Annotated in this window: 6 protein-coding genes; all 6 read right to left on the bottom strand. The window is 37.9% G+C overall.

Annotated elements, in window-relative coordinates:
* Positions 1-50: 50 nt before the first annotated feature.
* The 6 genes from ABWH96_RS14045 to ABWH96_RS14020 all read right to left on the bottom strand — a co-directional run bounded on the left by ABWH96_RS14045 (position 51) and on the right by ABWH96_RS14020 (position 16,306).
* Complete coding sequence (locus tag ABWH96_RS14045) at positions 51-623, bottom strand: TlpA family protein disulfide reductase (RefSeq protein WP_375578150.1); 573 nt, start codon at positions 621-623, stop codon at positions 51-53.
* Positions 616-1,287: a hypothetical protein gene (locus tag ABWH96_RS14040; RefSeq protein WP_375578149.1), complete on the bottom strand. Its 672-nt coding sequence runs from the start codon at positions 1,285-1,287 to the stop codon at positions 616-618. Before ABWH96_RS14040 ends, ABWH96_RS14045 begins: the two co-directional genes overlap by 8 nt.
* A 44-nt stretch (positions 1,288-1,331) precedes the next feature.
* Positions 1,332-2,525, bottom strand: coding sequence for an aspartate aminotransferase family protein (locus ABWH96_RS14035; protein WP_375578148.1), 1,194 nt, complete (start codon positions 2,523-2,525; stop codon positions 1,332-1,334).
* 5 nt (positions 2,526-2,530) lie between these two features.
* Positions 2,531-2,791 (bottom strand): acyl-CoA-binding protein, encoded by a 261-nt coding sequence (locus ABWH96_RS14030; protein ID WP_375578147.1) that lies wholly within the window; start codon positions 2,789-2,791, stop codon positions 2,531-2,533.
* A 96-nt stretch (positions 2,792-2,887) separates the two neighbouring features.
* On the bottom strand, positions 2,888-4,174 hold the full coding sequence (locus ABWH96_RS14025) for a citrate synthase (protein WP_375578146.1): 1,287 nt from the start codon (positions 4,172-4,174) through the stop codon (positions 2,888-2,890).
* A 195-nt stretch (positions 4,175-4,369) separates the two neighbouring features.
* Positions 4,370-16,306, bottom strand: coding sequence for a PKD-like domain-containing protein (locus tag ABWH96_RS14020; RefSeq protein WP_375578145.1), 11,937 nt, complete (start codon positions 16,304-16,306; stop codon positions 4,370-4,372).
* Between the last annotated feature and the right edge of the window lie 106 nt (positions 16,307-16,412).

Genomic DNA, 16,412 nt, shown 5'->3' with positions numbered 1-16,412 from the left:
ACCCCTATAAACCAATTTGGAGTTGAATTAATTCTGAACTTTTTGAAAATCTAATTCTCTATCAAAAAATTCTTAAAATCTTCTGTATTAAAGTTACTCATCCCTTCTTTACGAAAGGCGATTTCACCATTTTTAATCACAAAAGTTGTCGGTAATATTTGCGATTGTAGCTGAGCAGGACTTTTCAATTCTTGAAAAATGGGCAGTTCATACTCCTTTTTTGCTTTGAATTTGATGGCTTTATTAAATTCATTGTCTTTTGAAACCATTAAAAAGACCACATCAGGATTGTCTTTTAATTGTAGGTAAAGCTTTTCAATATGAGGCATTTCGCCTAAACAAGGAGGGCACCAGGTTGCCCAGTAATTGATAAAGATTGTTTTGTCTTTTAGTTCGCTATAATTAATTCTTTTTCCTTCTGGAGTGATCAACATGCCATCAAAATTGAATATTGTTTTATTTTCTTCTTCAATGGAAGGAGTGAATATATGGGTAGCCAAAAACCATGATTGAATTTTTCCCATCACAGGAGTATGCCAGCCTGTAAGATATAAAGTTCCAAATATGGCGATCATTACGCCCCAGCTTATAGCCTCTTTCTTCCAATTTATTTTTTTACTCATTATCTATTTCAAAAATTATAGTATTGATTAATTCTTTATCAGAATCATCAAATTTTAACTCCGTTGAGATAAGATAGTTGTGTATGAAAGTTAAATTTTCAAAGTTCGCTTCTTGTATATGTTTTGGAATTTTAAAGAGTCTGTCGTCATCTTTTTGTAATGCGGCATTAGTTCTATTGAAAAAGTAAGGTTGTAAAGTTTTATTGCAGCTAATGGCTATTTTGTCAATCTCATAATATTCATCCCATTCCGCTAATTTTTCATTGATTTCTTCAAAGAAATGGTCAGTTCCAGCTAGCCTAACTCTAGAACCTGCTTTTGATTTTCCTCTGGTTTTGAGGTATTTGATCTGACTTTTTCCTTGCTTTTGGCGAACCATATAGGCCTTTTCAATTTTGTGTTCTACAATTTGATCCTCTTCAGAGTAAGCCAAAGCAGCTTCACCCGAGTGGATTAAAATTATCATAAAATTTGAAGAGAGGAGATTATCATTGAGATAGGTAAAGCATAAAGGTAAGCGGATTGAGATTGATTGTTTTTCAGGGAATAAAAGCTGATGTTTTGAAATATCATAATCTGAACTGCCATAATGATGATGAAGACTTACTAATAATTGTTCAATTTGTTCCTCATCAAATGATTTAAGAATGCTTTTTTCAGCCATACATTAAAGTTAATGATAATTTATGATGGTTATAATTGCCCCACTCAGTTAAAAGCTTTTTCTATGGCATCATTGATAATCGCACAAGCTTTTTCAATCTCTTCATCATTTATTGTAAGGGGAGGAGCAATTCTAAAACTATCAGGGCATGATAAAAACCAAAAACAGATTACGCCATTATTTAAGCATTCTTGAACTATCTTGCTTACAATTTCTTCATTTTCAAATTCAAAGGCGAACATCATGCCTTTCCTTCTGACTTCAACTATAGCAGAATGACTTATTAGTTTTTCGATTTTGGCACCTTTTCTTTCTACTTCATTCAAGAAACCATCCTCCAAAATCACTTTTATGGTAGCTACAGCTGCAGCACAGCTCATGGGATTTCCACCAAAAGTATTAATGTGGCCTAACATCGGGTTTTTGGTAAACAAATCCATATGGTCTTTTTTAGAAATAAAAGCCCCTAAAGGCAATCCTCCGCCCAGTGCTTTTGCAGTACATAATATATCGGGTTCAACTCCAAAATGTTCAAAGGCGAATAACTTTCCAGTTCTACCGATACCTGATTGGATTTCATCCATAATCAGCATTGCACCGGTCTCATCACATTTTTTGCGTAGTGCTTCTAGGAAATTTTGTTCTGGTATTCTAATTCCTGCATCACCTTGAATTGTCTCAATCACAACACAAGCTGTTTTATCAGTAATTAAGTTTAGATCCTCAAAATTATTTAATCTTAAGAATCCGACATCGGGTAGGAGGGGTCTAAATCTGTATTTTTTCTTTTCATTAGAGGATATGCTTAATGCACCATGTGTACTGCCATGATAAGCTCCTCGAAATGAAAGCATTTCTGTTCTCCCTGTAACTCTTTTGGCTAGTTTTAAAGCACCTTCAATTGATTCAGCTCCGCTATTGCAGAAATATACACTATTGAGATGTTGGGGAAGATTATCGGTTAATATTTTTGATAATTCATTAACAGAAGATTGCACATACTCACCATAAACCATGATGTGCATGTGTTTCTCCAATTGTTTTTTTACTGCATCAATCACTTTTGGGTGTTGATGTCCCAAGTTACTGACAGCAACACCTGAAATAAGATCCATATAGGATTTACCATCTGAAGTATTCAAATAAATTCCACTAGCACTTTCCACTTCCAGTAGAAATGGAAATGGTGATGTCTGTGCGATGTTATTTAGAAATATGTCTTTTTCAGATCGTTGCAATTCAATTATGCGTTTGCAAGTTTGTTAACAAGATCAATATATTCTTTCATCGCTTCTTCGGATGGTTTTCCTTTCAATTCTTCCCAAGCATTGTATTTAGCAATTGCCTTAAAGTCAAAACCACCTGGTTTATCGCCTGTTATATCGCCTTCATCACCTTGTTTATATAAAGCATATAACTTTAATAAATCTTCATTTGAAGGTCTATCTTTAATGTCAGTTTTTGATCGTTCTGCTGCTTTTTTGAAATCTTCTTGTAAACTCATAATTGTATTTTGAATAATTTTTAAAATTCCTGTAAAATTAAAAAAGTCAACCTATAATTATAGATTGACTTTAGAAAAATAATCAAATAATTCTATTTATCTTTTGCTTACGTCAACGTAAGGTCTTAAGTTTTCACCAGTATAAACCTGTCTTGGTCTTCCGATAGGTTCATTGTTTTCTCTCATTTCTTTCCACTGAGCGATCCAACCAGGTAGACGTCCTAAGGCAAACATCACGGTAAACATTTCAGTTGGAATTCCCATTGCTCTATAAATGATACCAGAATAGAAATCAACATTAGGATAAAGTTTTTTCTCAACGAAATACTCATCTTTTAATGCAATTTGTTCCAACTCTTTAGCAATATTTAATAATGGATCATCAACACCAAGCTGATCTAAAACATCATCAGCTGCTTTTTTGATAATTTTAGCTCTAGGATCAAAGTTCTTATAAACCCTGTGCCCAAATCCCATCAAGCGGAAAGGATCATTTTTATCTTTGGCTTTAGCAATAAATTTAGCAGTATCTCCACCAGCTTCTTCGATTTGCTCTAACATTTCCAGTACTGCTTGATTAGCACCACCATGTAAAGGACCCCAAAGGGCATTGATTCCTGCAGAAATGGAAGCGTACAAACTTGCTTGTGAACTTCCAACAACTCTTACAGTTGAAGTAGAACAATTTTGTTCGTGATCAGCATGTAGAATCAATAAAGTATTTAGTGCTTTCGCCACAACTGGGTTTACCTTATATTTTTCTGCTGGTAAAGCGAACATCATTTTAAGGAAATTGGACTGATAATCTAATTCATTATCAGGGTAATTCACAGGATGACCGATTTGATTTTTAAAAGCCCAAGCTGCAAAAGTCGGCATCTTGGATAAAATTCTGATTATACTTAAATCAACTTCTTTAGCAGATCTGTTAGGATCTAAAGATTCAGGATAAAAAGCAGTTAATGAACAAACCAAAGAAGATAATACGCCCATTGGATGAGCATTAGAAGGGAATCCATCTAATATTTTTTTGATGTCTTCATGAACTAGAGTATGAGTTGTAATCTCATTTTGAAAATGCTCTAATTGAGATTTAGTTGGTAATTCACCATATATCAACAAATAAGAAACTTCCAGAAATGATGATTTCTCTGCTAGTTCTTCTATAGAATATCCTCTGTATCTCAAGATTCCTTCTTCACCATTCAAGAAAGTAATAGCACTTTTGGTTGAACCGGTATTTTTAAAGCCTGGATCGATAGTAATAAGTCCACTATCAGCTCTAAGTTTACTAATATCAACAGCTATTTCCTTTTCGCTACCTTCAATTACTGGTAAATCGTAATCTTTTCCTGCGTATGATAATTTTGCGTGATCTGACATGTATAATCTAATTATATTAAATGTTGAAACAATGGTTTAATAATTCACGAAATTAAGTAAAAAATTGTTTTAATAAAACTGTGATTGTATTATCACAACTTAGTGATATTATAAGTTGTTTAAGTCAAATAACGCCACTAGTTAAATATGGTTTGAAATTTTCTGTATTTTTCTAAATCAGCTTTAAAATGCTAATTAATCTAGTATCACTAATTTTTTTCTGTTTAGTTTACCTTCAGAACTTTTGGTGATAATATGATAAACTCCTGATGCTATTCCTTTTAAATCAAGTTCAGTTTCTTCTGTGTCTTTTTGAATAACTGATGTTTTTATAATTTTTCCGTTAGAATCTAAAATCATGATTTTTAAATCTGAATCTAATCTTCTGGTGAATTTTAAATTAACATTCCCTCTACTTGGATTAGGGTAAAGATTTATACCAATAGATTCAAAACCCTCTTTTGAACTAAGTACTTTATCATCAACTTTTGATTGATTAATATCATCAATCTTTATTTCGATTATGCTATTAGTATTTCTTTCTTGAACAATTGAAACTATCGCTAATTCATCACTTGTGTAGATTGAATTCACTTCCCATTCATAATTCACAATGGTCGTTTCGGAAAGATTATTAAGGTTCACACCATTTATATCAGGTAAAATTTTCCTTACTACATTATTTAATTCACTTTCTTGTGAGGTAGATTTTTCAATAATAAAGAAATAAGAAATCAAAGGATTGCTAGCATCAGTATTTGGTTCCATTGTAGCATCAAATCTGATTGTATTTTCATTTGCACTTGTATCGATCGATACATCTATAAAGTTGCTAGTTTCAAGTAAGGATCTTCGAGTAATTATATTTTCAATTGCAGTATTTTGATCATCTTCGCCCTCATTAAATATTTCACCGTCAATAACTAATTTAGGACTTTCATCTATACTGTAAATACTTGCTCTTGCATCCATTTGAACTGAATTTCTCATATTTATTGAATCAGGCGATGGAACTGAAATATGGAAATTTAATGGTAAAATATCTCTTCTTAAATCCGAAGTTTTTAAACTTTCAATTTTATTCCTGTTAGTATTGAAGTTAGTTGAATTAAGATTTGTAAAATTCTCCAAAAGAACCAGTTTTTGTCTCTCACCGACATAGAAATTATCTATTGCCATACCTTTAGAGTTTTCGTTTTCATTTCCTTTGAAATTTATTCTGAAAAAGATAGTACTGGATATAGATTTTAAAACATCAAGAGGGTAGGCAACTCTTTTCCATTGCCATTCTTCATCCTGATAGAAAGACCAAGCTACTTGATCCACATTGGATTCTTCACCTATGGCATTTAAAGTATTCGTATTATACCAATTTAATGGATCATCAATTTTACCTAGAACTTGCCAATTCTTATCATCAAGAGAATATTCCAGAATTGCACCTGCTCGATTTTGATCTTCTACATCTAACCACATATCAAAAGCAATCATTGGTTTATCCAAAGAAGATAAATCAAAATTAGGTGCATTTAAATAAGAGTTTTCATCTCTATTAAATCCAGCTTCTCTATTGAGCACTGTTCCCCAAGCATTGCTACTATTTTTTTCATTTCCAAAATAGTTAGGATTATTATTTTGAATATAGGTCCAAGATGATGCAATGGTACCATTGGCTGGATTTGACCCCCAACCTGAAGGCCCATCTTCAAAATCTTCAAAGTAAGGGAATGTGTTGATAGATTCTACAATGTTTATAATATTAATTTGCGTGTTTACGCATGAATCATTTGCTCCTTCTGATATACCTTTCGTTATCACATTTAATGTAACATTGTAAGTACCTGGATTTTCGTAATTATGAGTTGGTTCTCTATTTGTTGAAGTATTATTAGCTCCACTTTGTGGATCTCCGAAGTCCCACTCATAACTATATTCAACTAGATTACTGGAAACTGCTGGATCAAGATCAACATTAGGAGAAAACTGAGTACCACTAGGACTACCTGCAGGACTGGTTGATACATTGGTGGTTGTAAAACTAATATCTCTTACATTCCAAACCTCGATTGTATAATTTGAACTAAAAGTTCGACCTAAGGCTGTTTCTACCTCTAGAGTTACATTCTTTCTTCCTGAAGAATTGAAAATAACTGTATCGTTTTCAACTTGGATTTCAAGGTTATTTGGGATACTCCAATTGTATGCAACTATACTATCTGACTCTAATTCATTAAAACTAGTTACAAAATCAAGTTTAACCCCATTTTCAATATCGCAAATATTCTCATACTTTATATTAACTATAGGATTTGGTTTTACTATTATTCTAAATTGTTTATCAGGTCCCCTACACCCATCAGTTAAACCATAAACGGTAATAGTAGCTATGTTGTCATCAGAAGCAAAAGGATTAGTTGCAATAAATCCATTTGGAGTTATAGTGTTATCACTTATGTTTTCAGTATTTCCTTCAACATTATTAATACCGATAGAAGTGTTATTATTGCTCCAATAAAAATCAGTTTCATCTGAGAGGTTAGCAAAAAATTGTACGTTTGCTTCATCACCAGAATAAAAGACAACATCTTCAGTTAAGGTTACAGGAGAAGGTTTTAAGGTTATTTTAAAAGAATCTTCTATGCTTAAGCAACCCCTGTCTTCACTTAAATACTTTACATAGCCAACTATTTCAGATCCTGTTAAATTTTCTGCTAATTCAAAACCAGGGAAATTTCCATTTCCTGATGTAGAGGTTCCATCACCTATTAAATCAGCATTAGTAATTTCCCAACTAAATGAACCTATTCCTGAATCATGTGTAAAGGTTCTATTACTCACAAAATCATTTGAACATAGTTCTGGCTCATCAGGCTCAGAACTAACAATTGCCCTGTTTATTAAGGTTACTGTAAATTCTTCATTACTTTCACATCCATCTTTTTCAGCTGTAAGTGTAATTTCAGAGGTTTTATCGGTACCACTTGTATTTATTGAAGTCGTGAATTCAATATTTTGACCATTAAGAGTTGGCCCACTTGTGAAGATTGAGTTGTCTGAAACGTTTAGACTGAAATTGACATTTGTCAAATCTGTCGAAATTGGAATAGAAGCTGTTTCTTCAGAGCAGATTTCAACATCGTCTATTGTTGTTATAACTGGAGTAGGATTTAAAGTTAGAGTGAACTCTTCTTGTGGGCCTTCACATAAATTATTGATAGGTGTCACAATTATATTTGCGATTATACTACTCCCTGTAGTATTAGATGCTGTTGTAAAGCTAATATCTCCAGATCCAGAAGCTGGTAGTCCTATATTAGTATTATCGTTCACCCAATTATAGTCTGTTCCAGATGGTAAACTGTTACTAAAATTAACGGTATAGTTTTCACCTGCACATAAATTTTCATCTGGAACAGCATTTATTAATGGTGTTGGCTTTAATCTGATTTGAAAATTCATCTGATCACTCACGCAACCATTCCAATTACTGGTTACTGTCACATTTGAAGTAATAGTAGAAGTTGAATTGTTATTATTTGCAGTAAAAGCAGGAATATCACCTGTCCCTGAGCTAGCTGGTAAACCTATAGCTGATGCATTTGTAGCTGTCCAAGAAATGGTGCTTACACCTCCAGAATCATCAGTTAAGTCTATAGAAGCAATATTATCTCCAGAACATATTTCTAAATCTGATTTACTACCTATAACAGGTTTAGGTTTAACAGTTACAATAAAGGTTTCCACATCACTTACACAGCCGTTACTTGTTGCGGTAACAGTAATATTACTAACTATATCCACACCTGTTGTATTCTCTGCTGCTTGAACATTTAAATTTCCATTACCTGTAGCTGCTATTCCTGTGGCTGTATTATCATTTGTCCAGGAATAACTTACCGTACTTACATTTGGTGTTGAGAAATTCGTAATAATATTATCAAATGAGCATACAGTAATATCATTAGGTTTTTGTAAATCAGGTTCCGGAAGCACTTGAAAATCAACAGTTGTATTGTTCTCACACCCTGTATCATCATTAATTACATTTACGTATAATGTTTCGCTGTCGGCTACTGTGTAGCTAGATAAATCATTGATTTTGCTAGTTGGATCAAAGTTGGAAGCAGTAAACCATTCAAATGTAAAATTACCAGTTTGGTTATTAATTTCAGGATGAATGAATGTTAAGTTCACAGTCGCTTGTCCATCTCCAACATTATTTTCGCAATAAGATTTGCTTACAGTATTAGCAGTTGGGAGCGGATCAACAATAAAATCGACCTCAGCTACATTAAAACAGTTAGTTGATAAGAATGTGATTTTAGCATAGTAGTTTGAACCATTACTTACATTTTCATCCGTTTCATCACTCACCGTATTTGTCAAAGTACTGTTAGTAAACCATTCTATAGTGATATTTCCCTCTGGTTCACTTGTAATAAATTCATTATAATCAGTGAGGTTTACATTTGATAGACCGTCACCTTCAACATCCTCACATAGTGAATAAGATTGATTCATTACATCTGGCAGTGACCTGATATTCAGAGTATATTCTTTTATATCATTTGGGCAGGTCGCAGAACCCGATGCAATAAATTCAAATGTAACATCACTACCTGTATGGGAATTATTTGGTGTAAATACTGCTTCCCAATTTCCTCCATTATTTGAAGTGGATGAAAGAGTACCAGAATTTAATGCATCAGTAGATTGACCTGGTTTAAATCTCCATTCACCTGTATCAGCCCCTCCAGCGATTGTACCAGTTAGGGTAAAAGGATCAGATTCACAAACTTCAGTAGCTGTTGTGCTTATGGAAGAAATAGGTTCAGGCTCTACCGTTACAATGACATCGAAAGAAGCCCCCGGGCATGCTCCATCATAAGGAGTGATGGTATAGGTAACGGTAGCATTGGTGTCAGAGGTATTAGAGAAAATATCCCCAGCGATAATGTTTTCATCCGCAGTACCTGTAGCGGTAGTAGGAGTACCGGTCACGGTACCACTGATAGCGGCAGTAATGTCATAGGTATCGATAGGATTGCTATTATCATCATTGCTAGGAAGCGTGACCCCAATAGCATCACCAGAGCAAACAGTGGCATTAATGTCTGCTGCCACAATAGGTTCAGGCTCTACCGTTACAATGACATCGAAAGAAGCCCCTGGGCATGCTCCATCATAAGGAGTGATGGTATAGGTAACGGTAGCATTGGTGCCAGAGGTATTAGAGAAAATATCCCCAGCGATAATGTTTTCATCCGCAGTACCTGTAGCGGTAGTAGGAGTACCGGTCACAGTACCACTGATAGCGGCAGTAATGTCATAGGTATCGATAGGATTGCTATTATCATCATTGCTAGGAAGCGTGACCCCAATAGCATCACCAGAGCAAACAGTGGCATTAATGTCTGCTGCCACAATAGGTTCAGGCTCTACCGTTACAATGACATCGAAAGAAGCCCCCGGGCATGCTCCATCATAAGGAGTGATGGTATAGGTAACGGTAGCATTGGTGCCAGAGGTATTAGAGAAAATATCCCCAGCGATAATGTTTTCATCCGCAGTACCTGTAGCGTTGGTAGGAGTACCGGTCACAGTACCACTGATAGCGGCAGTAATGTCATAGGTATCGATAGGATTGCTATTATCATCATTGCTAGGAAGCGTGACCCCAATAGCATCACCAGAGCAAACAGTGGCATTAATGTCTGCTGCCACAATAGGTTCAGGCTCTACCGTTACAATGACATCGAAAGAAGCCCCTGGGCATGCTCCATCATAAGGAGTGATGGTATAGGTAACGGTAGCATTGGTGCCAGAGGTATTAGAGAAAATATCCCCAGCGATAATGTTTTCATCCGCAGTACCTGTAGCGGTAGTAGGAGTACCGGTCACAGTACCACTGATAGCGGCAGTAATGTCATAGGTATCGATAGGATTGCTATTATCATCATTGCTAGGAAGCGTGACCCCAATAGCATCACCAGAGCAAACAGTGGCATTAATGTCTGCTGCCACAATAGGTTCAGGCTCTACCGTTACAATGACATCGAAAGAAGCCCCTGGGCATGCTCCATCATAAGGAGTGATGGTATAGGTAACGGTAGCATTGGTGCCAGAGGTATTAGAGAAAATATCCCCAGCGATAATGTTTTCATCCGCAGTACCTGTAGCGGTAGTAGGAGTACCGGTCACAGTACCACTGATAGCGGCAGTAATGTCATAGGTATCGATAGGATTGCTATTATCATCATTGCTAGGAAGCGTGACCCCAATAGCATCACCAGAGCAAACAGTGGCATTAATGTCTGCTGCCACAATAGGTTCAGGCTCTACCGTTACAATGACATCGAAAGAAGCCCCCGGGCATGCTCCATCATAAGGAGTGATGGTATAGGTAACGGTAGCATTGGTGCCAGAGGTATTAGAGAAAATATCCCCAGCGATAATGTTTTCATCCGCAGTACCTGTAGCGGTAGTAGGAGTACCGGTCACAGTACCACTGATAGCGGCAGTAATGTCATAGGTATCGATAGGATTGCTATTATCATCATTGCTAGGAAGCGTGACCCCAATAGCATCACCAGAGCAAACAGTGGCATTAATGTCTGCTGCCACAATAGGTTCAGGCTCTACCGTTACAATGACATCGAAAGAAGCCCCCGGACATGCTCCATCATAAGGAGTGATGGTATAGGTAACGGTAGCATTGGTGCCAGAGGTATTAGAGAAAATATCCCCAGCAATAATGTTTTCATCCGCAGTACCTGTAGCGTTAGTAGGAGTACCGGTCACAGTACCACTGATAGCGGCAGTAATGTCATAGGTATCGATAGGATTGCTATTATCATCATTGCTAGGAAGCGTGACCCCAATAGCATCACCAGAGCAAACAGTGGCATTAATGTCTGCTGCCACAATAGGTTCAGGCTCTACCGTTACAATGACATCGAAAGAAGCCCCTGGGCATGCTCCATCATAAGGAGTGATGGTATAGGTAACGGTAGCATTGGTGCCAGAGGTATTAGAGAAAATATCCCCAGCAATAATGTTTTCATCCGCAGTACCTGTAGCGGTAGTAGGAGTACCGGTCACAGTACCACTGATAGCGGCAGTAATGTCATAGGTATCGATAGCATTGCTATTATCATCATTGCTAGGAAGCGTGACCCCAATAGCATCACCAGAGCAAACAGTGGCATTAATGTCTGCTGCCACAATAGGTTCAGGCTCTACCGTTACAATGACATCGAATGAAGCCCCTGGGCATGCTCCATCATAAGGAGTGATGGTATAGGTAACGATAGCATTGGTGCCAGAGGTATTAGAGAAAATATCCCCAGCGATAATGTTTTCATCCGCAGTACCTGTAGCGTTAGTAGGAGTACCGGTCACAGTACCACTGATAGCGGCAGTAATGTCATAGGTATCGATAGCATTGCTATTATCATCATTGCTAGGAAGCGTGACCCCAATAGCATCACCAGAACAAACAGTGGCATTAATGTCTGCTGCCACAATAGGTTCAGGCTCTACCGTTACAATGACATCGAAAGAAGCCCCCGGACATGCTCCATCATAAGGAGTGATGGTATAGGTAACGGTAGCATTGGTGCCAGAGGTATTAGAGAAAATATCCCCAGCAATAATGTTTTCATCCGCAGTACCTGTAGCGTTAGTAGGAGTACCGGTCACAGTACCACTGATAGCGGCAGTAATGTCATAGGTATCGATAGGATTGCTATTATCATCATTGCTAGGAAGCGTGACCCCAATAGCATCACCAGAGCAAACAGTGGCATTAATGTCTGCTGCCACAATAGGTTCAGGCTCTACCGTTACAATGACATCGAAAGAAGCCCCCGGACATGCTCCATCATAAGGAGTGATGGTATAAGTAACGGTAGCGTTGGTGCCAGAGGTATTAGAGAAAATATCCCCAGCAATAATGTTTTCATCCGCAGTACCTGTAGCGTTAGTAGGAGTACCGGTCACAGTACCACTGATAGCGGCAGTAATGTCATAGGTATCGATAGCATTGCTATTATCATCAGTAGCAGGCAGAGCAATTCCCACATTATCTCCAGAGCAGATGATAGTACTGATATTGGCAGCGACCACTGGTTCTGGATACACAGTCACAATGATATCAAAAGAATTGCCAGAACAAGTTCCATCGTAAGGGGTGATGGTATAGGTAACGGTAGCGTTGGCGCCAGAGGTATTAGAGAAAATATCCCCAGCGATAATGTTTTCATCCGCAGTTCCAGTGGCGGTAGTAGGAGTACCGGTCACAGTACCACTGATAGCGGCAGTAATGTCATAGGTATCGATAGTGTTGTTATTATCATCCTCGATAGGAAGCGTGACCCCAATAGCATCACCAGAGCAGGCATTAGCATTAATGTCTGCCGCCACAATTGGTTCAGGCTCTACCGTTACAATGACATCGAAGGAAGCCCCCGGACAAGTATCAAAGTAAGGAGTGATGGTATAGGTAACGGTAGCGTTCGCCCCGGAAGTGTTAGAGAAAATATCTCCAGCAATAATGGTTGCATCTGTAGTACCGGTTGCAGTGGTAGGAGTACCTGCTATTCCAGCCGTAGTAGAAGCAGTAATATCGTAACTAGAGATATTGCCTCCATCATCATCAGTGGCAGGGAGGTTAGTACCTATTGCATCGCCAGAACATACCGTAGCATTAATGTCTGCAGCCACTACTGGTTCAGGTTCTACGGTTACAATAATATCGAAAGTAGTACCAGGGCACCCAGCTGCATAAGGTGTAATGGTATAAGTAACGTTTCCATTTACATTGCTAGTATTGGTAAAGTTATCATTAAGAATAGCATTCTGGTTAGAAGTTCCATTAGGAGTGGAAGCTGTACCAGAAACACCGCTTAAAGAAGCGCTGATATCAAATTTAGAGATAGCATCACCATTATCATCAGTAGCAGGCAGGGCAATTCCCACATTATCTCCAGAGCAGATGGTAGTACTGATATTGGCAGCGACCACTGGTTCTGGATACACAGTCACAATGATATCAAAAGAATTGCCAGAACAAGTTCCATCGTAAGGGGTGATGGTATAGGTAACGGTAGCGTTGGCGCCAGAGGTATTAGAGAAAACATCCCCAGCGATAATGTTTTCATCCGCAGTTCCAGTGGCGGTAGTAGGAGTACCGGTCACAGTACCACTGATAGCGGCAGTAATGTCATAGGTATCGATAGTGTTGTTATTATCATCCTCGATAGGAAGTGTGATCCCAATAGCATCACCAGAGCAGGCATTAGCATTAATGTCTGCCGCCACAATTGGTTCAGGCTCTACCGTTACAATGACATCGAAGGAAGCCCCCGGACAAGTATCAAAGTAAGGAGTGATGGTATAGGTAACGGTAGCGTTCGCCCCGGAAGTGTTAGAGAAAATATCTCCAGCAATAATGGATGCAACTGTAGTACCGGTTGCAGTGGTAGGAGTACCTGCTATTCCAGCCGTAGTAGAAGCAGTAATATCGTAACTAGAGATATTGCCTCCATCATCATCAGTGGCAGGGAGGTTAGTACCTATTGCATCGCCAGAACATACCGTAGCATTAATGTCTGCAGCCACTACTGGTTCAGGTTCTACGGTTACAATAATATCGAAAGTAGTACCAGGGCACCCAGCTGCATAAGGTGTAATGGTATAAGTAACGTTTCCATTTACATTGCTAGTATTGGTAAAGTTATCATTAAGAATAGCATTCTGGTTAGAAGTTCCATTAGGAGTGGAAGCTGTACCAGAAACACCGCTTAAAGAAGCGCTGATATCAAATTTAGAGATAGCATCACCATTATCATCAGTAGCAGGTAGGGCAATTCCCACATTATCTCCAGAGCAGATGGTAGTACTGATATTGGCAGCGACCACTGGTTCTGGATACACAGTCACAATGATATCAAAAGAATTACCAGAACAAGTTCCATCATAAGGGGTGATGGTATAGGTAACGGTAGCGTTTGTGCCAGAGGTATTAGAGAAAACATCCCCAGCGATAATGTTTTCATCCGCAGTTCCAGTGGCGGTAGTAGGAGTCCCGGTCACAGTACCACTGATAGCGGCAGTAATGTCATAGGTATCGATAGTGTTGTTATTATCATCCTCGATAGGAAGTGTTACCCCAATAGCATCACCAGAGCAGATAGTTGCATTGATATTATTGGCTATAATCGGTTCAGGCAGAACAGGGAAGGTGATTGTGTAAGTACTGCCAAGACAATTAGCTGAACTTACAGGAGTGACCTCATATTCAACATTTACGGTAGATCCTGTGGTGTTAGTCCATGCATCATCGCTTATCTCAGTAGCGGTTTTTCCAGAACCATTCACTGGGTTTCCTGCTGAGGCCGTTAATCCATTGCTGTTGATTGAAATGTTGTAGGTATCCGCATCTGTGGCCGAAAGAGTATAATTAGTTGCTTCATTACTACATATGGCACTTTCATTAGTCGATGTGCCTTCAGGCAATTCATTAATAGTAATAGATTCAGTATCGGTTAGATCGGCAGTACATCCAGTAGTTGCATTAGTAGCCCTTACTGTAATGGTTTGATTAGCTCCAAATGTAGCAAAGTCAAAAGGGTCAGAAGTAATGGATATACTGGAACCATTTCCCCCAATTATTCCGCTAAGGGCAGTATTAGATTCATCAATCAACTGATAGTTCACTCCTGGTTGTGATCCGTTAATGGTAAAGGTAATTATTTCTCCATCACAGACAGCCGTAGTAGAAGGTGTTACAGTTAAGATATTGTTTGGGAGTGGGTAAATGGTGATAGTTTCGGCAATTGAAGTTTCACTTACACAAAATGTAGTTCCATCTGTAACCTGAACTGAGTAATCATCGCTAGCTCCTGGATCTGATATATTGATTTCTTGTGTTGTTATACCTGTAGAGGTACCATCTTTAAACCATTCGTATGTCCCGCTGTTAGGTGCTGGAGAACTACTTAAGGTTACATCAGGATTTGCGCCATCACAAACAACATTAGAACCTTTAGTGAATGAGATTGTAGGTGTAGTAGGTGTTGGATTAACTTCTAAACTTGCTGAATTTGATGTTAGGCTACCACAAGTACCATTGATGATAACCTGATAATCATAATTGTCCAAAGTGGTAGTGGCATTGGTAATTGTAAGAGAAGTAGTGTTTACACCAGAATATAACCCACCATCTGATAAATTAGTAAAACCACTTCCATCGTCCTCCTGCCATTGATACGAAAGCCCATCTCCAGAGGCACCAACAATAAATGTAGCATTATCACCTTCACATAATGTTTCGTTTCCGGGTTCAGAATTTATTGTGGGGGTATTGGTATCTACATTTAATGTTGCTGCTGTTGATGTTTCCGAGCAATTATTAGTGTTTTCAATTGAAACCCGATACGAATACCCATCCATGGAAGCATCTGAGGAAGATATGTCCAATGTAGCTGAATTAGCACCTGAATAAATCCCACCATTAAAGACATTTACATAGCCTGTCCCATCATTTTCTTGCCACTGATAGTTTAGGGTTCCTCCAGACGCAACAACACTAAAAGATGCAGGTGAAGTTTCGCATACAGTAGTGTTTTCAGGAGGTGAAGTGATGGATATTAATTCTGCGCTTGATAAGGATGCAATTGCAGTTCCATCAGGAAAACCGTTAATATTATAAGCAGTTAAACCTGACCTAGCAATATTTCCAGAAGTATTTGCTGTTATGGCTCTTACCTCAATATTATTGAAATCTAAATAATCTATATCGTCATTTACATCTCCAGTTGGGGGATATGTTACTGTTACGGTTATTTCAGTTGCTGTAACATTTAAAACTGCATTACTCATGTCACCTGATGAATTGTAATCAAGTGAACCTACTCCTGGTCTAAATTCGAAACCAGTTGGTGCGGATAACCTTAAAACTTGATCAGTACCGTTTACACCCTGAATTTCACTAGGGTTATTTTCTTCTAAATAAAACTGAACAGTGCCAGCAAAGTAATTAACTGGAATTAGATTGTAAGATCCATCAGGGCAAAGGTTACCAAGGGTTACAGACCCGATTGTAACTTGACCATAACCTATCTTACTCATCACCAATAATGAGCCCAAAAGAAAAACAAACCTTATATAAGTGTAAAAGTGTTTCGTAACCTTATCGTTTAGTGTAACTTACAATATAATAAATTGGGGAGTGACT

Source organism: Marivirga tractuosa, from assembly GCF_042140215.1.
Classification (GTDB): Bacteria; Bacteroidota; Bacteroidia; order Cytophagales; family Cyclobacteriaceae; genus Marivirga; species Marivirga tractuosa_A.
This window is presented reverse-complemented; position numbering and strand designations above follow the sequence as displayed.